This is a genomic window from Streptomyces sp. NPDC006476 (assembly GCF_040612015.1).
Classification (GTDB): domain Bacteria; phylum Actinomycetota; class Actinomycetes; order Streptomycetales; family Streptomycetaceae; genus Streptomyces; species Streptomyces griseorubiginosus_B.
This window is the reverse complement of the sequence record NZ_JBEXPK010000015.1, coordinates 146590-172996: the sequence shown is the minus strand read 5'-3', so window position 1 is coordinate 172996 and position 26407 is coordinate 146590. Positions and strand designations below refer to the sequence as shown.

Genomic DNA, 26407 nt, shown 5'->3' with positions numbered 1-26407 from the left:
GGTGGGCTGTGGTCCGCGTGCCTCGTTCGGCCTGTCGGTGCATCCCGGTGGGCTGTGGTCCGCGTGCCTCGTTCGGCCTGTCGGTGCATCCCGGTGGGCTGTGGTCCGCGTGCCTCGTTCGGCCTGTCGGTGCATCCCGGTCGGCCGTGGTCGGCAACCCTCGATCGGCCGCCGTCGGCACGCCCCTGTCGACCGCCGCCAGCACACCCCGATCGACCCGCAGTTCTCTTGATTGTCAGTGGCGGCGGGTACGTTTTGGGCATGGGGAAGAACGCAGGGGCGCACATCGTGTGGGACTGGAACGGGACGCTGTTCCACGACAACGACGCGATCATCGGGGCGACGAACGCGGCGTTCGCCGAGCTGGGGCTGGCGCCGATCACGATCGAGCAGTACCGGACGCTGTACTGCGTTCCGGTGCCGAAGTTCTACGAGCGGCTGCTCGGCCGGCTGCCGACGGACGCCGAGTGGGAGCTCATGGACGTGACCTTCCACCGGTACTACAGCGAGCACCGCGGCCGGTGCGCGCTGACCGAGGGGGCGACGGAGCTGCTCGCCGGATGGCGGTCGGCGGGACGCAGTCAGTCGATCCTGAGCATGTACGGGCACGAGGATCTCGTGCCGCTGGTGCGGGGGTTCGGGATCGAGGCGCACTTCATACGCGTCGACGGCCGCACCGGACCCTCCGGCGGCAGCAAGGCGGAGCACATGGTGCGCCACCTCGCCTCGCTCGCCACGGTGGATCCGGCCCGGACGGTGGTCATCGGGGACGCCGCCGACGACGCGGTGGCCGCGCGGCACGTGGGAGCCCGGGCCGTGCTGTACACCGGGGGTTCGCACAGCCGGGCCAGCCTGGAGGAGGCCGGCGTGCCGGTGGTGGACACGCTGGCGGAGGCGGTCGTGGAGGCCGAGCGCCTCGCCGCGTGAGAACCGCGGCTACGTCACCGGCGCCTTGGCCCGCAGCACCGTCAGGAACTCCCGCATCCACGCCGGATGGTCCGGCCACGCCCGGGACGAGACCAGGGTGCCGTCGACGACCGCCTCGGTGTCCTGGAAGGTCGCTCCGGCGGACTGCATGTCGGGCTCCAGCGCGGGATACGCCGTGACCCGGCGGCCGCGCAGGCTGTCGATCGCGGCGGTGAGGAGGGGGCCGTGGCAGATCTGGGCGACCGGTTTGTCGGCGTCGAAGAAGGACTTGAGGATCTTGCGCAGCTCGGGGTCGTTGCGCAGGTACTCGGGGGCCCGGCCGCCGGGGATGACGAGGGCCGCGTACTGGCCGGGTTCGACGTCGGCGAAGGCGAGGTCGGCGGGCCAGGTGTAGCCGGGCTTCTCGGTGTAGGTGTCGAAGCCGGGTTCGAAGTCGTGGACGACGAAGCGCAGTGTCTTGCGGGAAGGAGCGGCTACATGGACCTCGTAGCCCTCCTCGCGCAGGCGCTGGTAGGGGTAGAGGACCTCCAGGGACTCCGCCGCGTCGCCGGTGACGATGAGGATTTTTGCTGTCATGTCGGCAACGTGCCTCCGTCGGGCGCGCTTGCCAAGGGGGCGCGCGGTGTTTGGTCGCTGTGCAGAATGTCAAACTTCCACCTCTGGTTTTGTACACATACGGCTCATGACGGGGGCCCTGTAAGGAGCGATAGCCTTGGTGGCGTGATCAGCGCGATAGCTCGCGGGGGCACTGCTGCCCCTGCCCTGCGCCCGGCGAGCACGGAACATCTCCGTGACCGGGCGGCGGTCGCTGGTCCTCGCGGGCGGGACGGGGCCGCACGGGCCCCCAGGACGCCGTACACACCCCGGAAACCGGCGTCGCGGAGAGCGATGTCACATCCCGTGGGCGCGTCGAGAATGGCTGATAACCCCCCGCTCATCTCACCCTGCGGCATAGCGTCGGAGCAGACCGGAGAACCCGGGCCGTGGCGTCGAGCCGCAGGGGAAGAGACCGTACTTCCTTCTACGTCACGCAACGGCGCGCGACAGGAGCCAGAGGACAATGCAGACCAAGCTGGACGAAGCCAAGGCCGAGCTGCTGGAGAGGGCCGCTCGGGTAGCTGAGAACAGCCCGGTCGGGGGCCTACCGACCGGGACGGCGGACGAGGGCGCACCCGACACCCCGGAGACCCCGGACCAGGAGTCCGTGCTCGCGTTCCTCCAGCGCTACTACCTGCACACCGCCCCGGAGGACCTCACCGGCCGGGACCCGGTCGACGTCTTCGGAGCCGCGCTCTCGCACTACCGACTGGCCGAGAACCGCCCCCAGGGCACGGCCAGCGTGCGGGTGCACACCCCGACCGTGGAGGAGAACGGCTGGACGTGCAGCCACTCCGTGGTCGAGGTCGTCACCGACGACATGCCCTTCCTCGTCGACTCCGTGACCAACGAACTCACCCGGCAGGGACGCGGCATCCACGTCGTGATCCACCCGCAGATCGTGGTCCGCCGCGACGTCACCGGCAAGCTCATCGAGGTGCTGCCCACGCACACGGGCGGGGACCTGCCGCACGACGCGCACCTCGAGTCCTGGATCCACGTCGAGATCGACCGCGAGACCGACCGCGGCGACCTGAAGCAGATCACCGTCGACCTGCTGCGGGTGCTGTCCGACGTCCGCGAGGCCGTCGAGGACTGGGACAAGATGCGCGACGCGGCGCTGCGCATGGCCGACGAGCTGCCCAAGGAGCCGGTCGCCCCCGATCTGCGCGACCTGGAGATCGAGGAGGCCCGCGAGCTGCTGCGCTGGCTGGCCGCCGACCACTTCACCTTCCTCGGCTACCGCGAGTACCAGCTGCGCGACGACGACACCCTGGCCGCCGTCCCCGGCACCGGCCTCGGCATCCTGCGCTCCGACCCGCACCACGCCGGCGAGGAGGGCCACCCGGTCTCCCCGTCCTTCGAGCGGCTGCCCGCCGACGCCCGCGCCAAGGCGCGCGAGCACAACCTGCTGGTGCTGACCAAGGCCAACAGCCGCGCCACCGTGCACCGGCCGTCGTACCTGGACTACATCGGCGTCAAGAAGTTCGACGCGGACGGCAACGTGATCGGGGAGCGCCGCTTCCTCGGACTGTTCTCCTCCGCCGCGTACACCGAATCGGTGCGCCGGGTTCCGGTTATCCGCCGCAAGGTGGACGAGGTCCTGGAGCGCGCCGGGTTCTCGCCCAACAGCCACGACGGGCGCGACCTGCTGCAGATCCTGGAGACGTACCCGCGCGACGAGCTCTTCCAGACCCCGGCCGACGAACTGGAGTCCATCGCCACCTCCGTGCTGTACCTGCAGGAGCGCCGGCGTCTTCGGCTCTACCTGCGCCAGGACGAGTACGGCCGCTACTACTCCGCCCTCGTCTACCTGCCCCGCGACCGCTACACGACGGGCGTCCGCCTGAAGATCATCGACATCCTCAAGGAGGAACTGGGCGGTATCAGCGTCGACTTCACGGCCTGGAACACCGAGTCGATCCTGTCCCGGCTGCACTTCGTGGTCCGCGTCCCGCAGGGCACCGTGCTGCCCGAGCTGTCCGACGCCGACAAGGAGCGCATCGAGGCGCGTCTGGTGGAGGCCGCCCGCTCCTGGGCCGACGCCTTCGCCGAGGCGCTGACCGCCGAGCTCGGCGAGGAGCGGGCGGCCGAGCTGCTGCGCCGCTACAACAACGCCTTCACCGAGGGCTACAAGGCCGACCACACGCCGCGTGCCGCGGTCGCCGACCTCGTCCACCTGGAACAGCTCAGCGAGGCCCAGCAGCAGGACGGCAAGGACTTCTCCCTCAGCCTCTACGAGCCGGTGGGCGCCTCCCCCGAGGAGCGCCGCTTCAAGATCTACCGCAAGGGCGACGCCGTCTCCCTCTCCGCGGTCCTGCCGGTCCTCAGCCGGCTCGGCGTCGAGGTCACGGACGAGCGGCCGTACGAGCTGAAGTGCGCGGACCGTTCCGTCGCCTGGATCTACGACTTCGGGCTGCGCATGCCCACCTCGAAGAGCGGCGGCGACTACGGCGACGACGGACGCGAACGGTTCCAGGAGGCCTTCGCCGCCACCTGGACCGGCAAGGCGGAGAACGACGGCTTCAACGCCCTCGTGCTCAGCGCCGGGCTGACCTGGCGCCAGGCGATGGTGCTGCGCGCGTACGCCAAGTACCTGCGGCAGGCGGGCTCCACCTTCTCGCAGGACTACATGGAGGACACCCTCCGCAACAACGTCCACACCACCCGGCTGCTGATCTCCCTGTTCGAGGCGCGGATGTCGCCGGACCGCCAGCGCGCGGGACGCGAGATCGTCGACGCCCTCCTCGAGGAGGTCGACGCGGCCCTCGACCAGGTGGCGAGCCTTGACGAGGACCGCATCCTCCGGTCGTTCCTGACCGTCATCAAGGCGACCCTGCGCACGAACTTCTTCCAGGAGGCCGCGGGCGGCAGGCCGCACGACTACGTCTCCATGAAGTTCGACCCGCAGGCGATCCCCGATCTGCCCGCGCCGCGCCCGGCGTTCGAGATCTGGGTGTACTCCCCGCGCGTGGAGGGCGTGCACCTGCGCTTCGGCAAGGTCGCCCGCGGTGGTCTGCGCTGGTCCGACCGGCGTGAGGACTTCCGTACCGAGATCCTCGGCCTGGTCAAGGCGCAGATGGTGAAGAACACCGTCATCGTGCCGGTCGGCGCCAAGGGCGGCTTCGTCGCCAAGCAGCTCCCCGACCCGGCGGCGGACCGGGACGCGTGGCTGGCCGAGGGCATCGCCAGCTACAAGACGTTCATCTCGGCGCTGCTCGACATCACCGACAACATGGTCGCGGGCGAGGTCGTGCCCCCGCAGGACGTCGTCCGGCACGACGAGGACGACACCTACCTGGTCGTCGCCGCCGACAAGGGCACCGCGACCTTCTCGGACATCGCCAACGAGGTCGCCGAGTCGTACAACTTCTGGCTCGGTGACGCCTTCGCCTCCGGCGGCAGCGCCGGCTACGACCACAAGGGCATGGGCATCACCGCGCGCGGCGCCTGGGAGTCCGTCAAGCGGCACTTCCGCGAGCTGGGCGTGGACACCCAGAGCGAGGACTTCACGGTCGTCGGCATCGGCGACATGTCCGGTGACGTGTTCGGCAACGGCATGCTGCTGAGCGAGCACATCCGCCTCGTCGCAGCCTTCGATCACCGGCACATCTTCATCGACCCCACCCCTGACGCGGCCACCTCCTACGCCGAGCGCCGCCGCATCTTCGAGCTGCCCCGCTCCAGCTGGGCCGACTACAACACCGAGCTCATCTCGGCGGGCGGCGGCGTGTTCCCCCGTACCGCCAAGGCGATCCCGCTCAACGCGCACATCCGCGACGCCCTCGGCATCGAGGAAAAGATCGCCAAGATGACGCCGGCCGACCTGATGAAGGCGATCCTGCAGGCGCCGGTGGACCTGCTGTGGAACGGCGGCATCGGCACCTATGTGAAGGCCAGCACCGAGTCGCACGCCGACGTCGGCGACAAGGCCAACGACCCGATCCGCGTCGACGGCGCCGACCTGCGCGTCAAGGTCGTCGGCGAGGGCGGCAACCTGGGCCTGACCCAGCTCGGCCGGATCGAGTTCGCGCTGCACGGCGGCAAGATCAACACCGATGCCATCGACAACAGCGCGGGCGTGGACACCTCCGACCACGAGGTGAACATCAAGATCCTGCTCAACGGCCTGGTCGCGGACGGCGACATGACCGTCAAGCAGCGCAACAAGCTCCTCGCGGAGATGACCGACGAGGTCGGCATGCTGGTCCTGCGCAACAACTACGCGCAGAACACGGCGATCGCCAACGCGCTCGCCCAGTCCAAGGACATGCTCCACGCCCAGCAGCGGTTCATGCGGCACCTGGTGCGCGAGGGCCACCTCGACCGGGCGCTGGAGTTCCTGCCCACCGACCGCCAGATCCGCGAGCGGCTGGGCCAGGGCCAGGGCCTGACCGGTCCGGAGACGGCCGTCCTGCTGGCGTACACGAAGATCACGGTCGCCGACGAGCTGCTGCACACCACGCTCCCCGACGACACCTACCTGCGCGGTCTGCTGCACGCCTACTTCCCGACGGCGCTGCGCGCGCAGTTCCCGCAGTACATGGACAACCACCCGCTGCGCCGCGAGATCGTCACGACCGTCCTGGTCAACGACACGGTCAACACGGGCGGTACGACGTATCTGCACCGTCTGCGCGAGGAGACCGGGGCGTCGCTGGAGGAGATCGTCCGGGCGCAGACCGTGGCCCGCGCGATCTTCCGCTCGGCGCCCATGTGGGACGCCGTGGAGGCCCTCGACAACCAGGTCGAGGCCGCCGTACAGACCCGGATCCGGCTGCACTCGCGGCGCCTGGTGGAGCGCGGCACGCGCTGGCTGCTCAACAACCGGCCGCAGCCGGTGCAGATCGCCGAGACCGTCGACTTCTTCTCCGAGCGCGTCGAGCAGGTCTGGCAGCAGCTGCCGAAGCTGCTGCGCGGCGCGGATCTCGAGTGGTGGCAGCAGATCTACGACGAGCTGACCGGCGCCGGCGTCCCGGACGAACTGGCCACGCGCGTGGCCGGGTTCTCCTCCGCCTTCCCGGCGCTCGACATCGTCTCGGTCGCCGACCGCATGGGCAAGAAGCCGCTGGACGTCGCCGAGGTCTACTACGACCTCGCCGACCGGCTGCACATCACCCAGCTCATGGACCGCATCATCGAACTGCCCCGCGCCGACCGCTGGCAGTCCATGGCCCGCGCCTCCATCCGCGAGGACCTCTACGCGGCCCATGCGGCACTGACCGCGGACGTGTTGGCGGTGGGCAACGGCAGCTCGACGCCCGAGCAGCGCTTCAAGACCTGGCAGGAGAAGAACACGGCGATCCTGGGCCGGGCGCGCACGACCCTGGAGGAGATCCAGAGCTCGGAGACGTTCGACCTCGCCAACCTGTCGGTGGCGATGCGCACGATGCGCACCCTGCTGCGCACGCACACGTAGCAGGCGGTACGAGAGCGGGGTGCCCCGGAGCCGACCGGCTCGGGGCACCCCGCCTCTCGTGGTGGTGTTTCAGGCGGCCTTCGGCTTGTCCGCGCCGCCGGTGAACTCCTCGTAGGCCTGCATGACCTCTTCCGTCGGCCCGTCCATGCGCAGCTCGCCGCGCTCCAGCCACAGCACGCGCTCGCAGGTGTCGCGGATCGACTTGTTGTTGTGGCTGACCAGGAACACCGTGCCCGCCTGCTGGCGCAGTTCGCGGATGCGTTCCTCGGAGCGCTTCTGGAAGGAGCGGTCGCCTGTGGCCAGCGCCTCGTCGATGAGGAGGACGTCGTGGTCCTTGGCGGCCGCGATGGAGAAGCGCAGGCGGGCGCCCATGCCGGAGGAGTAGGTGCGCATCGGCAGGGTGATGAAGTCGCCCTTCTCGTTGATGCCGGAGAAGTCGACGATGTCCTGGTAGCGCTCCTTGACCTCCTCGCGGGACATGCCCATCGCGAGGCCGCCGAGGTAGACGTTCTTCTCGCCGGTCAGGTCGCCCATCAGGGCGGCGTTGACGCCGAGCAGGGAGGGCTGGCCGTTGGTGTAGATGTGGCCGTTCTCGACGGGCAGCAGGCCCGCGACCGCCTTCAGCAGGGTCGACTTTCCGGAGCCGTTGGTGCCGATCAGGCCGACGGCCTCGCCCTTGTACGCGACGAAGGACACGTTCTTCACGGCGTGCACCGTGCGCACGCCGGCCGCCTTCTCGGTCTGCTGGCGGCGCAGCATGCGGTTGAGGGCGGCGGTCGCGGAGCCCTTGCCGGCCCCGGTGCCGTTGACCCGGTAGATGATGTCGACGCCGTCGCAGACGACGGTGGGGACGCGCTCGTCGGTGTACTCAGCCACGGCCGTACATCTCCTCAGCCTTCCAGAAGTAAACGAAGCCGCCCACGCCCGCGATCAGGGCCCAGCCGGTGGCCGCGGCCCACACGTGCGGGGGCAGCTGGCCGGCGTGGAAACTGTCGATCAGCGCGAAGCGCATGAGGTCGATGTAGACGGCCGCCGGGTTGGTCTCCAGGGCCAGCGTCACCCAGCGGGGCAGGTGGTCGCCCTTGGTCAGCCGGTCGATGCTCCACATCACGCCGGAGACGTACATCCAGGTGCGCAGGACGAACGGCATCAGCTGGGCGATGTCGGGGGTCTTGGCGCCCATCCGCGCCATGATCAGCGCGACGCCGGTGTTGAAGGTGAACTGCAGCACCAGGGCCGGGACCGCGAGCAGCCAGGAGAAGGCGATCGGGACGCCGAAGCAGAGCAGGATGACGACCAGGGCGGCCATCGAGAACAGCAGCTGCTGCAGCTGCTGCAGCGCGAAGGAGATGGGCAGCGCGGCCCGCGGGAAGTGCAGCGCCCGCACCAGGCCGAGGTTGCCGGAGATGGCACGGGTGCCGGCCATGATCGAGCTCTGTGTGAACGTCCAGATGAAGACGCCGGTGACGAGGAACGGGATGTAGTCCGGCACATGGCGCTTGGTGCCGAGGAGCACGCCGAAGATGAAGTAGTACACCGCCGCGTTCAGCAGCGGGGTCATCACCTGCCAGATCTGGCCGAGCTTCGCCTGGCTGTACTGGGCGGTGAGCTTGGCGGTGGCGAAGGCGGTGATGAAGTGGCGTCGGGCCCACAGCTGCCGGACGTACTCCGGCAGGGAGGGACGGGCGCCGCTGACCGAGAGGCCGTGGCGGGCGGCGAGGGCCGCGAGGTCGTCGTCGGCCGGGACCGGCGTCGGGGGCGGTGTGTCGAGGACCTGGCTCACATCCGCTGCTTTCACTCGGGGGGAGGGGGGTGCGGCGTCCGGCCCGTCGGCCGGCCGGTCACGTTGCCCGGCGTTTCCTTACGCGTCTCTTCACGTTTTCTTACGTCGGAACGGGACCGTATCGTCGCAACGTGAGCGTAGGCCGTTTCGGCGTCGGAACGCAACCGTTTCGTCGTCACGGACTCCGTCGGGACGCAACCGTATCGTCGTGACGACCCCCGTGGGGCCGTTACCGTTTCGTTGTGACGCATCTCGCGCGGGCGGGCCCCGGGCGGGCCGCAGGCATGGACCGGTGGGACGCGGGCATGGACCGGTGGGACGCGGGCATGGTCCGGTGGGACGGGACCGTTCCGTCGTGACGTCGTGCGTGAGGCCGGGACCGTGTCGTAGTGACGTTCTGCGTGGGGACGGGACCGTATCGTCGCAACGCCCTATGCTGGTCCGCATGACGACGAACGCCGAGGAGCCCCAGACGCGTCCGCGCCGCCGGACCCCGGCGGGGGCGGCCGTACTCCGTGAGGACGTCACGGACGCCATCCGGGCGGCCGTCTTCGAGGAGCTCGCGTCCGTCGGCTACGCGCGGATGTCCATCGAGGGGATCGCGCGCCGGGCGGGCGTCGGCAAGACCGCGGTCTACCGCCGCTGGCGCTCCAAGCTGCACCTGGTGCTCGACATCGTCTCCGCGCTCGCGGTGCAGGGCCTGCCGGCCCCGGACACGGGCTCCCTGGAGGGCGATCTGCGGATGCTGTACGAGGTGACCTCGCGCGCCCTGCGGCACCCCGTGGCCTCGCAGATCCTGCCCGACCTGCAGGCGGAGGCGGCGCGCAACCCCGACATGGCCGAGGCCGTGCAGAAGGCGCTGCGGGACGGGCAGGAGAGCGTGGCCAGCAAGATCCTCGTGGCGGCGGAGCAACGCGGCGAGATCCGCGCCGGCTTCGACGACGAGCTGGCGCTCGACCTGATCTCCGGACCGCTGTACTGGCGTTCGGTGGTGATCCGCAGCCCGAAGCTGCCCAGGGGCTACCTCGGGGCGCTCGCCCGGGCCACCGCCGAGGCGATCAAGGCGCTGTGAGTAAGCTGCGATGGCCCGGTCGCCGGTGGCCGGAAGCCGTCGCCGCGCGCGGTGACCGGAGTTGAGGCGGAACTGCCGTGAGAGTCGTGATCGCCGAGGACAACGCCCTGCTGCGGGAGGGGCTCGTCCTGTTGCTGACCTCCGCGGGGCACGAGGTCGTGGCGGTCGCCACCACCGGCCCGGAGATCCTGCCCGCGCTGCTGGAGCACCGGCCCGACGCGGCCGTACTGGACGTCCGTATGCCGCCCGCCTTCCGGGACGAGGGGCTGCGCGCCGCGCTGGAGGCACGGGCCGAGCTTCCCGGACTTCCCGTCCTGGTGCTCTCCCAGTACGTCGAGGAGTCGTACGCCGCGGAACTGCTCACCAGCGGGGCGAGCGGGCTCGGTTATCTGCTCAAGGACCGGGTCGGCCGGGTGGACGAGTTCCTCGACGCGCTGGAGCGGGTCGCGGCCGGGGGTACGGCCCTCGACCCCGAGGTCGTCACCGAACTCCTCACCCGTCGCAAGGACTCCCCCCTCGACTCCCTCACCCCGCGCGAACGCGAGGTCCTGGCCCTGATGGCCGAGGGCCACGACAACGCCACCATCGCCAAGACCCTGGTCGTCACGGAACGCGCCGTCCACAAACACATCGGCAACGTCTTCCTGAAACTGGGCATGCCCCCGAGCGACAGCGGCCACCGCCGGGTACTGGCGGTGCTGGCGTACCTGAACCACCGGTAACCCGAGCCGATGCCACCCCTCCTCAGCCCGGCCGGGGTCAGTGGCGCGTCGCCTCCGGATGCAGTCGTATCCAGCCCTGCCACGCCGACGTGATCATGGCCTGGACGTCGTGTTTGGCCTTCCAGGCGAGTTCTGTGGTGGCTCGGTCGGCGGAGGCGACGACGCGGGGCGGGTCGCCGGGGCGGCGCTGGGTGACCGTCGGGGGGCGGTCGTGGCCGGTGACGGCGTTGATGCGGTCGATCATCTCGCGGACGGAGACGCCCTCGCCGCGGCCGATGTTGAGGGTGAGGTCGCGTCCGGGGGAGGCCTGCAGGGCGCGGGCCGCCGCCACATGAGCCTCGGCCAGGTCCACCACGTGGATGTAGTCGCGTACGCAGGTGCCGTCGGGGGTCGGGTAGTCGTCGCCGAAGATGCGCGGCGGCGCGTTCTCGGTCAGCTTCTCGAAGACCATGGGGATGAGGTTGAAGACGCCGGTGTCGGCGAGTTCCGGGGTGGCCGCGCCCGCCACGTTGAAGTAGCGCAGGGACGCGGTGGACAGGCCCGTCGCGCGGCCCGTGGCCCGGACCAGCCACTCGCCCGCCAGCTTCGTCTCGCCGTACGGCGACATCGGCACGCACGGCGTCTCCTCCGTCACCAGCTCCACGTCCGGCATTCCGTACACCGCGGCTGAAGAGGAGAACACGAAAGAGGGGACACCGGCGGCCGTGACGGCCTCCAGGAGGACGCGCAGGCCCTCGACGTTCTCCCGGTAGTAGTGCAGGGGCAGTTCCACCGACTCGCCCACCTGCTTCTTCGCCGCCAGATGGACCACCCCGGTGATTCGGTGGTCCGCGAGGGCGCGCGCGACCCGCTCGCCGTCCAGCGTCGACCCCACCACCAGCGGCACCCCGTCCGGCACCCGTTCCCCGAGGCCCGTCGACAGGTCGTCGTACACGACCGTCCGCTCGCCCGCCCCGGTCATCGCGCGCACGACGTGCGCCCCGATGTAACCGGCGCCGCCGGTGATCAGCCAGGTCATGTGCGGGCCGTCCCCTCTTTCGGTCGAGGCGTGCGTGCTGGTGCGCGTCCGGTATCAGTGAAGCAGGCCACGGGTCACGCCGGGACGGCCTGGGTGGCTCCGCGGGCGTCGGGGGAGCGGCGGGGCGCGCCAGGGAGGGGCGGCGCGGGCGCGGTGGAGCGCCACAGCCGGACGAAGGACAGCACGGCGGCCGCCGCGAGCAGGCCGTTGCGTACGAGCATCAGGGCGCAGCCCGTCCAGGTGCAGGCCATGACCTGGTTGTACAGGACCGGGAACTCGACGGCGCTGACCGCGGTCGCCGCCAGGATCAGCGCGGCGACCGGCCGCTGCACGGTGTGCCGTGAGGTCAGGCAGACGGCGGCCAGACCCACCAGCCAGATCATGTACTGCGGGCTGATCACCCGGCTGGTGACGGTGAACAGCAGCACCGCGCTCAGCGCCGCGTCGTAGGGCGTGGCCGGGGTCCAGCGCCGGGCCCGCAGCCGCCACAGCAGCAGCAGCGCGAAGGCCACCGCGGTGAGCGCCAGGGAGATGTGGGCGACCGTGCGGACGTAGGGGCCGGTGAACTCCATCGCGCCGTACTGGTAGCGCACCTTCCCCGGCCAGCCGGCGTGCACGGCGAAGGAGAGCACCGTGCCGCCCAGCGACTCGATCTGCACACCCCGGCCGCCCTGCTCGCGCAGGAAGCCGAAGGGGTTGGCGAACAGGGCCGCCAGCACGCCCAGGGCGACGGTCCCGGTGGCGAGGGCCCACGCCCACGCCGAGCGCGTCATACGGCCCCTCGGCGTGCCCAGCAGCACCAGCGCCGGCCACACCTTCACCAGGGCGCCCAGCGCCGCGAACGCCCCGCACGCGCGCGTGGAGCGCGGCAACGCCAGCAGGGAGACCACCGCGAGGGCGGTCACCTGGACGTCGTAGCGCGCGAGCGGCGTCTGCAGCAGGAGGGGCAGGCCGGCCACCCACACCGCCGCGCCGAGGAGGCTGCGGTGGCCGCGCGCGCCCGCGACGGCCAGCGCCACGGTGATCGCCGCGTCGCAGACGAGGGTGAGCGCGACGAACGCCTCGAAGTACGTCAGGCCCGGCAGCAGCGCGGGCGAGAGCAGGACCGCGCCGGCACCCGGCGGGTACTGCCAGAGCGGGTCGTGCACGGGGAAGCTGCCGTGCGCCAGGACGCCGTACCAGTGGTGGTACAGCCGCCACACCTCCCGGGCGACCGAGCCGTGCCCGAGCAGCGGCAGGCCGCCCAGCGCGAGCAGCCACAGCATCGCGGCGCGGGTGGCGAGCCAGCCGCCCGCGAGGGCGAGAAGAGGACGTCGTGTCTTTGAGGTCGGCTCCGCGTTCATCACGGCGGATCGTAAGCCGGGCGAATGGAGTGGACGTGCTAATACACCGTCAATCGTCGGTAAGAGCTCGCCAACAGCCCAACATCAGGCGAGTGGACGGTAAGAACACGGCGCGCCGACTGGCACGTCCCGAGGTCCTGGCCGTGGCGGTGCCCGTGGCCGTGATGCTCGGGATCGGGCTGTGGCGGCTCGACCGGGGCGGCATGTGGGGCGACGAGGCGGCCACCTTCCTGGTCGGCCGGCGTACGGTGCCGCAGATCTGGCGGATGCTCCATTCGGTGGACGCGGTGCACGGGCTCTACTACCTCGTCCTGCACGTCGTCCTCGCCGTCCGGCCCGACGAGGTCGCGCTGCGGCTGCCGTCGGTGTGCGGGGCGGCGGTGAGCGCGGGGCTGGTGGGTGCGCTGGGCATGCGGCTGGCCGGTCCGCGCGTGGGCCTGTGGTCCGGCCTGCTCTACGCCGTCACCCCGCTGATCGGCCACTACGCGCAGGAAGGGCGGTCGTACGCGATCGTCTCGGCCGGTGTCATCGGGGCGACGCTGCTGCTGGTGACGGGACTCGGCCGGTCGGGGCGGGCGGGGCGGGTCTGGGCCGGCTACGGCGGAGTCCTCGCCGTCACCTGTGTGCTGCACGAACTGGCGGTGCTGGTCGTCTGCGCGCACGCCGTGACGTTGCTGCTGGCGCGGGCGCCGGGGCGGGTGTGGACGGGGTGGGGGCGCGCGGTGGGGGTGGTGACGGTCGTTCTGGCGCCGCTGGTGTGGCTGTCCCACGGGCAGGCCGGGCAGGTGGGGTGGCTCGTGGCGCCGGACTGGGAGAAGGCCGAGGCCCTCGTGAGAGCGGTCGCGGCCGGTCCCACGGGGATGGTGTTCCGGATGTGCGTGCTGCTCGCGGTGGCCGGGGCGGTACGGGTGCGCCGGGTCGCGCGGGTGGCGGTTCCGCTGCTGGTACTCCCGCCGACCCTGCTGATGACGGCCTCTCAGGTGCAGCCGCTGTATCACGAACGGTATGTGCTGTACGCGTTCGCGGGGGCGCCGTTGCTGGTGGCGGCGGGGGGTGAGTGGCTGGCCGGCGCCCTTGCCGGAATGGGGCCGGGGCGAGGCGTGCCCAACCTTCCCCATGCACGGGGGCACTTGGGCGAGGAGACCGCTTCCGCCGAGCGGAACGACCGTGACGGCTTGCGTCGACTGCTCGGTCGTCACGTCTCGTTCGCTGGGGGCGTGCGCGGGCCCCGAGCAGTGCCCGCTGATGACGGACAGTCCAGGATCAGCTCACCGGCGGGGGTTCTGCTCGCCGACCACCGTGACCCGCAGCCGGACCATCCCCACCCCCACCCCCGACCCGTCCTTCGCCGCCCCCTGTCCCGCCGCCCCCTCCTCACCCTCGCCGGCGTCCTCGCCGTCGGGCTCGTCGCCGTCCACGACCTCCCCCTCTACCGCCACGACCGTTCCCCCGCGCACCGGCCCGAGAACCTCGCCGCCGTCACCGGGCTCGCCGCCCGTGACATCCGGCCCGGCGACCCCGTGCTGTTCGTGCCGGCGTTCTGGCGGATCGCGGAGTCGGCCTATCCGGGCGGGTTCGGCAAGGCCCGGGACATCGCGTTGAAGGAGTCGGGAGCGCGGTCGGGGACGTTGAGCGGCGAGGAGGTCGGGGTGCGCGAGCTGTCGGCGCGGCTGGCCGGGGTCGACCGGGTGTGGGTCGTCGGGGACGGGCGGGTGCTGGGGGCGCGGCGGCCCCCTCCGCGCAGTCCGGTCGAGCGGGCCAAACTCGCCGCTCTGGAGGGGCAGTTCATGCCCCGGTGGCAGTACCGCAGCGGCCGAGTGACCCTCCGGCTGTACCTCCGCCGGACGCGGGCGACCCGGCTCGCGCCGATGAACGGGCTCGCGGCTCCTACCGGCCTCCTCCCATCTCCTCCGCCACGGCCGCGTCCAGCGCGGTCGTGAGGTCGTCCAGACGGGCCCGCAGCGCGCGGATCTCGTCGACGTCGAAGCCCGTCGCGGTGGCGATCCGGCGCGGCACCTGAAGGGCACGCTCGCGCATCGCCGTGCCCTCCTCGGTGAGCCGTACCTCCACCGAGCGTTCGTCGCGGGCGCTGCGTTCACGGCGGACGAGACCCGCCGCCTCCAGCCGCTTCAGCAGCGGGGAGAGCGTGCCGGAGTCGAGGCGCAAGTGTTCGCCGAGCTTCTTGACCGGCAGGTCACCGTGCTCCCACAGCACGAGCATCACCAGGTACTGCGGATAGGTGAGCCCGAGGTCCTTGAGGACCACGCGGTAGACGCCGCCGAAGGCGCGCGACGCGGCGTTCAGGGAGAAGCAGATCTGCTGGTCCAGGCGGAGCCAGTCGGTGGTGGGCGTCGTACTCATGCCTCCAGGATAGCTCTTGCCCGTCATTCAGTTGTGCACAATTGAATTGTGTGCTCTACTTGTCGTCGTGCGGCGGCCGCGGAAGAGCCGCCGGACCACGAACGACTTGAGAGGGATGGTTTCCCATGGACGCGCTCTACACCGCAGTCGCCACCGCCACCCACGGCCGCGACGGCCGGGCCTTCACGAACGACGGCAAGATCGACGTGAAGCTGGCGCCGCCGGTGGAGCTGGGCGGCAACGGTGAGGGCACCAACCCCGAGCAGCTGTTCGCCGCCGGTTACGCCGCCTGCTTCGGCAGCGCCCTCGGTCTCGTCGGCCGCCAGGCCAAGGTGGACGTCAGCGACGCCGCCGTCACCGCCGAGGTCGGCATAGGCAAGCAGGGCGAGGGCTTCGGCCTGAAGGTGACGCTGCGCGTGGAGCTGCCGGACACCGTGGACCAGGAGACCGGCCGCAAGCTCGTCGAGACCGCCCACCAGGTCTGCCCCTACTCCAACGCCACCCGGGGCAACATCGAGGTCGACCTCGTCATCGAGTAAGCGCCGTAGGCGCAGCAGACGCCACCCCCCGGCAGACAGCGCGGACGCCCCTGCACCGGCGTCCGCGCTGTCGCATGCCCGGGCGGCTCCGGGGCCGTCACCTCAGCGAGGGAGCCCGGCCGGCGGCGGGTGCGGGGATGGCGGGGGACGCGCCCGGCGCGGACATCCGCTCGCCGAGGATCAGCGTCCGTACGACCCGCTCGGCGGCCCGCCCGTCGTCGTACTCGCAAAACCGCTCCCGGAACCCGGCCCGCAGTGCCGCCGACTCCTCGTCCTTCCAGGCGCCGGACGCGAACAGCCACGCCAACTCCCGGTAGGAACGGGAGACATGGCCCGGCGACTCGGGGGTGATGTCGAAGTAGGCGCCCCGGCTCGCCGCGTACGCGCCCCAGTCGTCGGCGTGGACCACGATCGGCCGGTCCAGGTTGGCGTAGTCGAACATCAGGGCCGAGTAGTCGGTGACCAGCGCGTCCGAGGCCAGCATCAGATCCTCGACGTGCGGTTCGTCCGTCGCGTCGACGAGCACGCCCCGCCCGTGCAGATCGGCCAGACCGAGCCCGCGTGCCGTGCCGGTCGCCAGGGTCGGGTGCAGACGGACGACGAGGGTGTGGCCCGCGCCGAGGTCCGCGGCGAAACGGGCCAGGTCGACGCGGTCGACGTGGCCGCCCCGGCAGTAGTCGCGGCGGGTGGGGGCGTAGAGCACGACGGTGTGGTCGGCGGGGATGCCGAGCCGTGCGCGGACGGCCGCGGCCCGCGCCGCGTCACCGGTGACCAGCACGTCGTTGCGCGGGCTGCCCGTCCGGGCCGAGGTGAAGTGGCAGGGGTACGCCCGCTCCCACACCAACTCGGAGTGCCGGTTGGCGACCAGGCTGAGGTCCCAGCGGTCGGCGCGGTGCAGCATCCTCGGCACGCTGAAGCCGTGCCGGGCGCCGGGCTTGTCCAGCAGGTCGGCGCCCATGAACTTGAGCGGGGTGCCCTGGTGGGTCTGGATGTGGACCTGGCCGGGCCGTTTGACCAGCGCGCCGGGCCAGTTGACGTTGTTCACCCAGTACGTCGCCCGCGCCATCACCGAGTGATAGCGCCGCGAGCCCGGCACCACGTACTCCACTCCGTCGGGCACCGTGTCCAGCGCGTCCTCGCGCACCACCCACACCCCGCGCAGCTCCGGTGCGATCTCCCGGGCCTTGGCGTGGATCGCGGCCGGATCACCGTTCACGCCCGCGTGATGGGAGGAGGAGTACACGACGAGACGCGGATCGAGCGGAAGCCTCGACCCGGCGGTGTACCAGGCGCGTTGGGCGGCGGCCGACAGCCGCTGCGCGGCACGCCGTTTGCCCGCCCCGGCGATCCTGCGCACACCCCGCACACCGCTCAGGGCCGCGTACGAGGCGTACGGCGTCCTCGCCAGCAGGCGCATCTCCGTGCCGCGCGGACCGGCCGGCGGGACGAAGCCCTCGGGGCGGTGGCGGCGGTGGAAGGCGCGCATCTCGCGGTGGAAGGCGGCGCGGTCGGCGGGGGTGACCCGATCCTCGCGGGCGATCACGAACAGCATGTGGTCCAGGGCCCGTTCGAAGAGCAGGGGCCGGGCCCAGGCGAGGTCCTCGCGCTCCTGAAGGAACGCGAACAGGCCCTCGTACTGCGGGAAGATGTCGAAGTGCCGGCGCCCCGGCGTCCTGGTGATCGCCCCCTGCCGCCGCTGCCGGTACTCGACACCGATCCGGTTCAGGCACGCGATGCGCTCGGCCAGCACCATCGAGCGGTAGGTGACCGGCGCGTCCTCGTACAGACCCGGCGCGTACTGGAGGCCGTGCCCCTGGAAGAAGTCCCGCCGGTACGCCTTGTTCCAGGCGACCAGGAACAGATGGACGTACTCCGGGCTGGTGCGCAGGTCGAAGACGTCCTGGCCGGCGCGGGCCAGCAGACCGGAGGAGTCGCTGGGGCCGCCCCGCCCCCACCAGTGCGTGCGGACGTGGTCGAAGACCAGGATGTCCGGGTCCTCGGCGCTCCTGAGCCGGTCGGCGACGGCGGCCAGCAGGCCCGGGGTGTAGAAGTCGTCACTGTCGAGGAAGAGGACGTAGTCCCCGCGGGCCTGCGCGAGGCCGGCGTTGCGGGCCCGGCCCAGGCCGACGTTCTCGGGCAGGTGCAGGACCCGTACCCGCTCGTCGCGGGCCGCGTACTCGTCGAGGATCGCGCCGCAGCCGTCGGGCGAGCGGTCGTCGACGGCGATCACCTCGAGGTCGGGGCACGACTGTCCGAGCACCGAGTCGATGCACTCACGCAGGTAGCCCTGCACCTTGAAGACGGGGACGATGATGCTGAAGCGGGGCACGGGTGTCAGCTCCTCACGAGGGCGGGGGCCGGGGCCGGGGTCCGTTCGGCGAGCGGGATCACGGGCGGGATCGCCTCCGGCGGCTCGCCCAGCAGCACCCGGCGCACCACCCGCTCGGCGGCCCGCCCGTCGTCGAACTGGCAGAACCGCTCCCGGAAGGCGGCCCGCGCGGCGGCGGACTCCGCCCCCGCCCAGGAGCCGTCGCGGAAGACGGCCGCCAGCTCCTCCGGGGTACGGGCCACCGGGCCCGGCGGGTGCTCCATCAGGTCGAAGTAGACGCCCCGGGTCTCCCGGTAGACGTCCCAGTCGTCCGCGTACACGACGATCGGGCGGTCCAGGTTGGCGTAGTCGAACATGATCGAGGAGTAGTCGGTGATCAGCGCGTCCGCGGCCAGGCACACGTCCTCGGAGGAGCGGTGCGCGGTCACGTCGATGATCCGGCCGGTGCTGTGGGCCTGGCCCCGGTCGTAGAAGTAGTGGGCGCGCAGCAGGACGACGACGTCCTCACCGGCCTGCTCGCAGAAGGCCTCCAGATCCAGGCCGGTCTCGAAACCGGTGTGGTGGTCCCGGTGCGTGGGCGCGTACAGGACCGCCGTGCTGCCGTCGGGGACCCCCAGCTCCCGCCGGACGCGGGCCACGTCGTCCGCGGTGGCCGTGTAGTAGACGTCGTTGCGCGGATAGCCGTACTCCAGCGTCTCGTGCGCGGCCGGGAAGGCCCGCTCCCACATCTGGGTGGAGTGGCGGTTGGAGGTGAGGTTGTAGTCCCAGCGGTCCACCCGTTCCAGCAGCTTGGTGAAGCTGCCGGTGGCGGCGGCCACCACGGGGTACGTCGCCTGGTCGACGCCCATCTTCTTCAGCGGGGTGCCGTGCTGGGTCGACAGGTGCACACTGCCGGGGCGTTTGACGACGGCGTCCGCGAAGTTGGCGTTGTTGACCAGGTACTTGGCGCGGGCGAGGACGTCCCAGTACCGCGCGCTGCCGATGACCGCGTACTCGACGTCCTGCGGCACGGTGTGCGCCTGGTCCGGCTCGACGAGGAACACCGCCCGGATGTGCGGGGCGAGTTCGCGGGCCTTGGCGTGGATCGCGGCCGGGTTGCAGGCGTAGCCGCGGCCCCAGTAGGCGCAGTACACCGCGAGGCCGGGATCGAGGGGGCGGCGCAGGGCGCGGGCGTAGCGGAGCCGGGTGCGCAGGCCGCGGGGGCGGGGCAGGGCCTCCGCGGCACGCGTGGCCGACCGGTTGACGCCGCGCAGGGCGCAGAAGGCGGTGTACGCCCCGCTCGCCAGCAGCCGGTGCTGGACGCCGAGACTCCCGCCCGGGGGACGGAAGCCGGCCGGGCGGTGGCGGCGGTAGAGCCTGCCCGCGCGGCGGAAGAAGGCGCGGCGGCCGGAGGTGAGCCGGCGCGGATGGGCGGCCGTCTTCAGGACGGTGGCGAAGAGGTGGTCGAACAACGGCACCAACCGCTCCTCGTGCAGCCCCAGTTCGGTCGCGCGCGTGAGTACCAGCTCGACCTGGTCGAGGAGTTGCGCGTGGTGCGGGCCCGGCAGGCTCAGCCGGCTGCCCTGCCGGCGCACCAGATGCCGTACGACGACCTCGCGCAGCACCGCCGCCTTCTCGGCCCGCAGCGCCACCAGGGCGCCGAAGCCGACGTCGGTGTAGTGGCTGTCGGGGAAGACGAGTCGGTGCTCGGTGAGGAAGGACCTGCGGTAGGCCGCGGTCCACGCCGGGAGCTGGACGCCGGTCAGCTGGGGGACCTGGTCGGGGGAGAAGGCGCCCGCCGGGGTCTTCGGCGGCAGCAGCAGCGCGGCCGGGTTGGTCGGCTCGCCCTCCCACCACGGCACCCGCTCGTGCTCGGCGTACAGGACGTCCACGTCGCCGGTCTCCGTCAGCCGTGCGTCCAGCGCCGCCAGCGCGCCCGGGACGAGGGTGTCGTCGCCGTCGAGGAACAGCAGATACGCGCCGGTCGCCGCCCGCATCCCGGTGTTGCGCGCCCCGGCCAGACCATCCGCCGGCGGCGAGTGCACCGGGGTCACCCGGGAGTCCCGCTCGGCGTACCCGGCGACGAGCTGCTCCGCGGGCGCGTCGGGACCGTCGCAGACCGGGATCAGCTCGAAGTCGCCATGGGACTGCGCGAGGACCGAGTCCAGCGCCTGGGACAGGCGGCCTGCCACGCCATGGGAGGGGACGATGATGCTGAAGCGGGGCATTCTGCTCTTTCTCTCGATGGTCGTGGGGTGCGTCAGCGTCCGGGGCGTCCCGCCGGGCGCCAGGTGGACGGCCGGCTCGGGGTGGGCCGTGACGGGCTGGAGGGCATGGAACTCCCCGGTGCGAGAACGGTGTTCAGAGGCTGTCGGTGGCGGTCAGGGAACCGGCGGGCTGCGGCACGGTGGCCTGCGGGGAGCGCGCCGGGCCCGCTGCCGCCGAGGGCACCGGGTGGCGCTGGTGGAGGGGGATCACCGGCGGCAGTCCCCGCTCGCCCAGGACGACCTGGCGTACGACCCGCTCGGCGGCGCGTCCGTCGTCGTACGGGCAGAAACGTTCGCGGAAGGCGGAGCGCAGCTGGGCGGAGCGGGAGCCGCGCCAGTGGCCGGTGACGAAGATGTCGATCAGCTCGTCCTCGCTGCGGGCGACCGCGCCCGGCGGGAAGGCGCGCAGGTCGACATAGGTGCCGCGGGCCGCCTCGTACGCCTCCCAGTCGTCGAGGTGGAGCACGATCGGGCGGTCGAGGTTGGCGTAGTCGAACATCAGGGGCGCGTAGTCGGTGACCAGGGCGTCCGAGGCGAGGCAGAGGGACTCGACGCTCGGATGGCCGGTGACGTCGATGATCCGGTCGTTCGGCGGGACGGGTCCGGGGGTGCGGGCCAGGACGACGTGGCGGGGGCCCAGGCGGCGCAGGACGCGGTCCAGGTCGAGGGGGGAGCGCTGGGTGCGGCGGTAGTCGCGGGGGGCGGGGGCGTACAGCAGCGCGACCGAGTCCGCGGGGATGCCCAGGGACTCGCGCAGCCGGGTCACGTCCGCCGAAGTCGCCTTCTGGAACACATCGTTGCGCGGCGAGCCGAGTTCCAGGGTGGTGTAGGCGCCCGGGAAGACGCGTTCCCAGGTGAGGGTGGAGTGGCGGTTGGCGGACAGCACGTGGTCCCAGGTGTCGACGTCGTCGAGGAGCCGCCCGAAGTCCATGTCCCGCGCTGCGGCCGGGCGTTCCTGGAGGTCGAGGCCCATGTGGCCGAGCGGGGTGCCCTGGTGGGCCCGGACCAGGATCTGGCCGGGGCGCTTGACCAGGCGGGGGTCGAGGGCGGTGTCGGCGACGAGGTACTTGGAGCGGGCCAGGGCCGTCCAGTGGGCGGCCGTGTCCGGGGCGTCGAGCCAGGTGGTGCGGATGTGCGGGACGACGGCACGGAACGCCTCCTCCAGGGCGCCCGGGGTGCCGCCACGGCCGTCGGACGCGGTGAACACGGCGCGGTCGGCGCGCACCGGCAGACACCGCTGGACGCGGTAGTGGACGCGCAGGGCCGTCGTCCGCAGGGACCTGAGCAGGCGCGTGGTGCGCTTGAGCGCGGTGCGGTGCAGCGCGGAGGCCGCCCGCAGGGTGCGGTACGTGCGGTGCAGACCCCAGCGGATCAGGGTGTGGCGCGGGGTGAGACGGGCGCCGGGGACGCGGTGACGGCGGTAGTGGGCGCGGGCCCTGCGCAGGAACTCGGCGCGGGCCCCGCGCGGCAGCCGGCCCGGGCGGGTGAAGACGACGGCCAGGTGGTCGACCATGCGGCGGAACAACACCGGTCGCCAGCGGTCGAGTTCGGGGCGCCCGTCGACGTACGCGAAGACCCGGTCGTACTGCTCGAAGACGTCGAAGTGGCTGCGGCTCGTGGTGCCGAGAATGCTGCCCTGCCGGCGCTGGCGGTAGTGCACGCACACCCGGTCCAGGGTCGCCAGCGAGCCCGCCGCCATCAGGGCCGGGAACGTCCACGGGGTGTCCTCGTAGTAGCCCGGCGGGAAGGCGAGGGCCTCGCGCTCGACGAACTCCCGCCGGTACGCCTTGTTCCAGGCCACCATCAGCACGTTCAGCAGGCCGGGGCGGTCCTCCAGCCGGAAGGGCGCCGGGCCCTCCTCGGTGAGCTGCGCCGCGGCCTGGTTGCGGACCGTCTCGCCGGTGCAGAACGTGCGCGCGTAGTCGTACACCAGGACGTCCGGCTCGCCCGTCTCCTTCAGCCGGTCGGCGATCATCCGCAGGGCGTGCGGGGTGAGGGTGTCGTCGCCGTCGAGGAAGACCAGGTAGTCGCCGCAGGCCTGCGCCAGACCGGCGTTGCGGGCGCGGCCGAGTCCCTGGTTCTCCGCCAGGTGCACGGGCCGCACCCGCGGGTCGCGCGCCGCGAACTCGTCGATGATCGCGCCCGATCCGTCCGGCGAGCAGTCGTCGACGGCGATCAGCTCCAGATCCGCACACGACTGCGACAGCACCGACTCCAGGCATGCGTGCAGATACGCCTGAACCTTGTACGCGGGGACGATGACACTGAACCTGGGCAAGGGGACATCCATGGGTCGCAGCGGGCGGTAGGACCTTGCCCGGAAACGGCCGATGGAGTGATTTGGTTACGGTTTCCTACGGCATACGGGGGACACCAGGTGAACGGTGTCCCCCGTTTCGGTTGCCTCGGGGGCTACTTGACGGCGCCCGCCATGACCCCGGAGACGAACTGCCGCTGGAACGCGAAGAACACCACCAGCGGGATCACCATCGAGATGAACGCGCCGGGTGCCAGCACGTCGATGTTGTTGCCGAACTGCCGTACCTGCTGCTGGAGCGCGACGGTCAGCGGCTGCGACTCCGAGCTGGAGAAGACCAGCGCGACCAGCATGTCGTTCCACACCCACAGGAACTGGAAGATGCCCAGCGAGGCGATCGCCGGGGCGCCCAGCGGGAGGACGACGGTGAGGAACAGCCGGGTCTCGCCGGCGCCGTCCAGCCGTGCCGCTTCCAGGAGTTCACGGGGGATCTCCGCGAAGAAGTTGCGCAACAGGAAGATGGCGAACGGCAGTCCGAAGCCGACGTGGAAGAGGACCACGCCGATGATGTCGCCGAAGATCCCGATCTTGCCGAAGAGGTCGGCGAGCGGGATCAGCGCCACCTGGACGGGCACCACGAGCAGCGCGACCACGACCAGGAACCACCAGTCGCGGCCCTTGAAGTCCATCCAGGCGAACGCGTATCCGGCCATCGCGCCCAGCAGCACGACCAGCAGCGTCGCCGGGACGGTGATCCACACGGTGTTGAACAGCGCGTGCGTGATCGCGTCCTTCTCCAGCAGCGACTGGTAGCTCTTGGCGGTCAGCTGGCTGGGCGCGGTGAACACCTTCCACCAGCCCGAGGTGGCGATGTCGGTCGGGTCGCGGAACGAGGACACCAGCAGCCCGAAGGTGGGCACCAGCCAGAACACGGCGACCACGATCAAAAAGACCCGCAGCACCCCGCCCGCGGCGCCGCTCGCCACCCGCGCGGCGAAGGAGCGCTTGGCGCGCACGGTCGAATCGAGGGCGGTCACCGTTGCTTCTCCCTTCGCAGACGCCGGATGTTGACCCACATCACGGGCAGCACGAGCAGCAGCAGGATGACGCCGATCGCGCTGCCGACGCCCTCGTTGCCGCCACCGCCGAACGACGACAGGAACAGCTGCAGGGCAAGGACGTTGGCGTCGTCCTGACTGGGCTGCGGGGCGATGATGTAGACCAGGTCGAAGATCTTCATCACGTTGATCATCAGCGTGACGAGGACGACGACCAGGACCGGCGCGAGCAGCGGCACCGTCACCCGCCGGAACACCTGCCACTCGTTGGCCCCGTCGACCCGGGCCGCCTCCAGCAGGTTGCGGTCGACGCCGGCGAGGCCCGCCGCGATCAGCACCATCGCGAAGCCCGCCCACATCCACACGTACGCGCCGATGATCGCCGGCGTCACCAGCGTCGGGCCGAGCCAGTCGATGCCGCTGTAGGGCGCGGAGAAGTTCGAGGCGGGCAGCCGCACTTGGGCCCCCTCGGCCTTCGCCGGCAGGGTGAAGGTGCCGTCCGCGCCGCTCTTGGCGGAGGCGACCACCTTGCCGCCCTTCACGGCCTCCACCTTGACGCCCTTCAGCGCCTTCTCACCCGGGTCGACCTTGCCCTTCGTGCCGCCGCCGCCCAGCTTGAAGTCCAGCCAGACGGTGCCGGTGATCCCGCTGCCGCTCGCCGCCTTGGCGTTCTCCGGGTTGCCGGGGAGCCGGTTGGGTGCGATGCCGACCAGCGGCAGCATCACCGGGGTGCCCGCGTGCACCGTCCCGGTCGAGGTGAACGAGCCGCCGCCGGACGGCTTCAGATCGCTCGCCGTCGCGTTCGGCCGGGCGTCGGGATAGACCGACGACGACACGAACGTGTCGTGGATCGACTTCGCGACCGCGTTCGCCGCGCCCAGGTTGGGGTCCTGCTCGTAGACGAGACGGAAGATGATCCCGGCCGCGAGCATCGAGATCGCCATCGGCATGAAGATGATCAGCTTGAACGCCGTTCCCCAGCGCACCCGTTCGGTCATCACCGCGAAGATCAGCCCGAGCGCGGTGACGACGGCCGGAGCGACCGCCACCCAGATCGCCGTGTTGCGTACGGCGGTCAGGGTGCGGCTGTCGCTGAAGATGTCGCCGTAGTTCTTCAGCCCGACGAAGCCCGAGCCGCCGGCGTCGTAGAGACTGCGCCAGACCGAATACCCGATGGGGTAGACCACGAGCGCACCGAGCAGCACGAACGCGGGCAGCAGGAACAGCACCGCCACCCACAGCCGTGTCCCCGTGACGCTCTTGCGCGGTTGGGCGGCGGGCGTCGGCAGTGCGCCGGCGCCCCCCGTCGCTTTCGCCACAGACGTCATGGCCCGACCGTCAGCCGGCGCCGTACGCCTTGGCGGCGTCGGCCTCAAGCTTCTGCTGGGCGCCCGCGACGTCCTTCGGGTTGCGCAGGAAGTCCTGCAGGTCCTTCCACTCGCCGATGCCGGCCGTGCCGCCGAACGCCGCCGGGGCCTGGTCGGACATGTCGAAGCGGAAGCTGTCACCGGCGGCGAGCAGCTGCTGGGCGATCTGCTTGGTGATGGCGTCCTTGTAACTGGACATGTCCATCTCCTTGTTGGGGGAGAGGATGCCGCCCTGTGCCGCCCAGATCTGCGCCGCGTCCGTCGACGACAGGAACGTCAGCAGGGCCTGCGCGCCCTCACCGCCCTTCAGCGCCACCGCCACGTCGCCGCCGCTGACCACGGGGGCCTGCGAGCCGACCGCCGGGAACGGGAACACCTTCGCGTCCGTGCCCAGCTTCGCCTTGGTGTCGCCGTTGATGTTCGCCGCGACGAAGTCGCCCTCGAAGACCATCGCGGCCGGGGTGTCGCCGGAGAAGGTCTGCGTGACCGACTTCGGGAACTCCGTGTTCAGCGCGCCCTTGGTGCCGCCCGCGATCAGGTCGTTCTTGCCCCACAGCTGGGCGAGCGTGGTCAGGGCGTCCTTGACCGAGGGATCCGTCCACTTGATCTTGTGGGCGGCCAGCTGGTCGTACTTCTCCGGACCCGCCTGCGAGAGATAGACGTTCTCGAACCAGTCGGTGAGCGTCCAGCCGTCCGCGCCGCCGATCGACACCGCCGGGGAGCCGGCGTCCGACAACGTCTGCGCGGTGGTCAGGAAGTCCTTCCAGGTCTTCGGGGTGTCCTTGAGGCCGGCCGCGTCGAAGGCCTTGGTGTTGTACCAGACCAGCGACTTGTTGGCGGCCTTCGCGTAGACGCCGTACTGGGTGCCCTTCCAGGCGCCGAGGTCGACCCAGCCCTTGGAGAAGTTCTTCGTCAACTGGGCCTTCGCGTCCGCGCCGAGCGGCTTGAGCCACCCCTTGTCCGCGAACTGGTGCAACACGCCGACCTGGGGCAGGAACGCGACGTCCGGCGGCTGGCCGCCCTGGATCTTCGTACCGAGGAAGGTGGACGTGTTGTTGCCCGTCGGCACGAAGTCGATCTTGGCGCCGGTGCGCTTCTTGAACTCGTCCATGACCTTCATGAAGTTGTCCTGCTCGGCACCGGTCCAGACGGCGGCGACCTCCAGTGTCTGGCCGTTGAGCTTGGGGAGTTTCAGGCCGCTGCCACCGCCGCTCGCGCTCGGCGAACTGCCGCCCGAGCCGCTGCTCTTGTCGTCGCTGCCTCCGCAGGCGGCGAGCGAGAGCGCTGCCGCGAGGAGGGCGGCCGTGACCGCGACGGTCCTGCGTTTCCGGTTCCTGGTGCTCGTACTGCGCATCATTGCCCCGTTCTT

18 protein-coding genes are annotated in these 26407 nt (G+C 71.2%); 6 read left to right on the top strand and 12 right to left on the bottom strand.

Going from position 1 to position 26407, the window contains the following annotated elements:
* The first annotated feature begins 261 nt into the window (after positions 1 to 261).
* Positions 262 to 927, top strand: a complete 666-nt coding sequence (locus ABZZ74_RS19220) for an HAD family hydrolase (RefSeq protein ID WP_356766333.1) — start codon at positions 262 to 264, stop codon at positions 925 to 927.
* 9 nt (positions 928 to 936) lie between these two features.
* On the opposite strand, the gene ABZZ74_RS19215 is transcribed toward ABZZ74_RS19220, so the two are convergent.
* A complete protein-coding gene (locus tag ABZZ74_RS19215) occupies positions 937 to 1503 on the bottom strand; it encodes a DJ-1/PfpI family protein (protein ID WP_208783541.1) in 567 nt (188 codons plus the stop codon).
* Positions 1504 to 1987: 484 nt separating this feature from the next.
* On the opposite strand from ABZZ74_RS19215, the gene ABZZ74_RS19210 reads away from it, so the two are divergent.
* A complete protein-coding gene (locus ABZZ74_RS19210) occupies positions 1988 to 6943 on the top strand; it encodes an NAD-glutamate dehydrogenase (protein ID WP_356766331.1) in 4956 nt (1651 codons plus the stop codon).
* 69 nt (positions 6944 to 7012) lie between these two features.
* Here ABZZ74_RS19210 and ABZZ74_RS19205 read toward each other — a convergent pair whose 3' ends face one another.
* Together ABZZ74_RS19205 and ABZZ74_RS19200 are read right to left on the bottom strand one after the other, a co-directional pair.
* A complete protein-coding gene (locus tag ABZZ74_RS19205; protein ID WP_208783537.1) occupies positions 7013 to 7819 on the bottom strand; it encodes an ABC transporter ATP-binding protein in 807 nt (268 codons plus the stop codon).
* Positions 7812 to 8726 carry an ABC transporter permease gene (locus ABZZ74_RS19200; protein WP_356766328.1) on the bottom strand — a complete coding sequence of 305 codons (915 nt, stop codon included), beginning with the start codon at positions 8724 to 8726 and terminating at the stop codon, positions 7812 to 7814. The genes ABZZ74_RS19205 and ABZZ74_RS19200 overlap by 8 nt, the downstream gene beginning before the upstream one ends.
* Before the next feature lie 433 nt (positions 8727 to 9159).
* On the opposite strand from ABZZ74_RS19200, the gene ABZZ74_RS19195 reads away from it, so the two are divergent.
* Entirely contained in the window at positions 9160 to 9798 is a 639-nt protein-coding gene (locus ABZZ74_RS19195) for a TetR/AcrR family transcriptional regulator (protein WP_356766326.1), read from the top strand.
* Positions 9799 to 9875: 77 nt separating this feature from the next.
* Positions 9876 to 10520: a response regulator transcription factor gene (locus ABZZ74_RS19190; RefSeq protein ID WP_356766324.1), complete on the top strand. Its 645-nt coding sequence runs from the start codon at positions 9876 to 9878 to the stop codon at positions 10518 to 10520.
* A gap of 37 nt (positions 10521 to 10557) precedes the next feature.
* Here the strand turns inward: ABZZ74_RS19190 and galE are convergent, their stop codons facing one another.
* Both galE and ABZZ74_RS19180 read right to left on the bottom strand, forming a co-directional pair.
* Positions 10558 to 11538: a UDP-glucose 4-epimerase GalE gene (galE, locus tag ABZZ74_RS19185; protein WP_356766322.1), complete on the bottom strand. Its 981-nt coding sequence runs from the start codon at positions 11536 to 11538 to the stop codon at positions 10558 to 10560.
* 74 nt (positions 11539 to 11612) lie between these two features.
* Entirely contained in the window at positions 11613 to 12881 is a 1269-nt protein-coding gene (locus ABZZ74_RS19180; protein WP_356766320.1) for a glycosyltransferase family 87 protein, read from the bottom strand.
* A 92-nt stretch (positions 12882 to 12973) separates the two neighbouring features.
* On the opposite strand from ABZZ74_RS19180, the gene ABZZ74_RS19175 reads away from it, so the two are divergent.
* Positions 12974 to 14821 (top strand): glycosyltransferase family 39 protein, encoded by a 1848-nt coding sequence (locus tag ABZZ74_RS19175; protein WP_356766318.1) that lies wholly within the window; start codon positions 12974 to 12976, stop codon positions 14819 to 14821.
* Here the strand turns inward: ABZZ74_RS19175 and ABZZ74_RS19170 are convergent.
* Positions 14769 to 15242, bottom strand: a complete 474-nt coding sequence (locus ABZZ74_RS19170; protein ID WP_133046252.1) for a MarR family transcriptional regulator — start codon at positions 15240 to 15242, stop codon at positions 14769 to 14771. The genes ABZZ74_RS19175 and ABZZ74_RS19170 overlap by 53 nt on opposite strands.
* 125 nt (positions 15243 to 15367) lie before the next feature.
* Here ABZZ74_RS19170 and ABZZ74_RS19165 point away from each other — a divergent pair, with 125 nt between their 5' ends.
* Positions 15368 to 15781: an organic hydroperoxide resistance protein gene (locus ABZZ74_RS19165; RefSeq protein ID WP_133046253.1), complete on the top strand. Its 414-nt coding sequence runs from the start codon at positions 15368 to 15370 to the stop codon at positions 15779 to 15781.
* Positions 15782 to 15878: 97 nt separating this feature from the next.
* Here the strand turns inward: ABZZ74_RS19165 and ABZZ74_RS19160 are convergent, their stop codons facing one another.
* From ABZZ74_RS19160 to ABZZ74_RS19135, 6 genes are all read right to left on the bottom strand, one after another.
* The gene (locus ABZZ74_RS19160) at positions 15879 to 18110 is read right to left on the bottom strand and encodes a bifunctional glycosyltransferase family 2 protein/CDP-glycerol:glycerophosphate glycerophosphotransferase (protein WP_356766316.1); all 2232 of its coding nucleotides are present in this window, start codon (positions 18108 to 18110) and stop codon (positions 15879 to 15881) included.
* A 5-nt stretch (positions 18111 to 18115) separates the two neighbouring features.
* The gene (locus ABZZ74_RS19155) at positions 18116 to 20317 is read right to left on the bottom strand and encodes a bifunctional glycosyltransferase family 2 protein/CDP-glycerol:glycerophosphate glycerophosphotransferase (RefSeq protein WP_356766314.1); all 2202 of its coding nucleotides are present in this window, start codon (positions 20315 to 20317) and stop codon (positions 18116 to 18118) included.
* A gap of 133 nt (positions 20318 to 20450) precedes the next feature.
* Entirely contained in the window at positions 20451 to 22634 is a 2184-nt protein-coding gene (locus tag ABZZ74_RS19150; RefSeq protein WP_356766312.1) for a bifunctional glycosyltransferase family 2 protein/CDP-glycerol:glycerophosphate glycerophosphotransferase, read from the bottom strand.
* Between the two features lie 134 nt (positions 22635 to 22768).
* Complete coding sequence (locus ABZZ74_RS19145; protein WP_356766310.1) at positions 22769 to 23650, bottom strand: carbohydrate ABC transporter permease; 882 nt, start codon at positions 23648 to 23650, stop codon at positions 22769 to 22771.
* On the bottom strand, positions 23647 to 24999 hold the full coding sequence (locus ABZZ74_RS19140; RefSeq protein WP_356766308.1) for a sugar ABC transporter permease: 1353 nt from the start codon (positions 24997 to 24999) through the stop codon (positions 23647 to 23649). The genes ABZZ74_RS19145 and ABZZ74_RS19140 overlap by 4 nt, the downstream gene beginning before the upstream one ends.
* A gap of 10 nt (positions 25000 to 25009) precedes the next feature.
* On the bottom strand, positions 25010 to 26392 hold the full coding sequence (locus tag ABZZ74_RS19135; protein ID WP_356766379.1) for an ABC transporter substrate-binding protein: 1383 nt from the start codon (positions 26390 to 26392) through the stop codon (positions 25010 to 25012).
* Between the last annotated feature and the right edge of the window lie 15 nt (positions 26393 to 26407).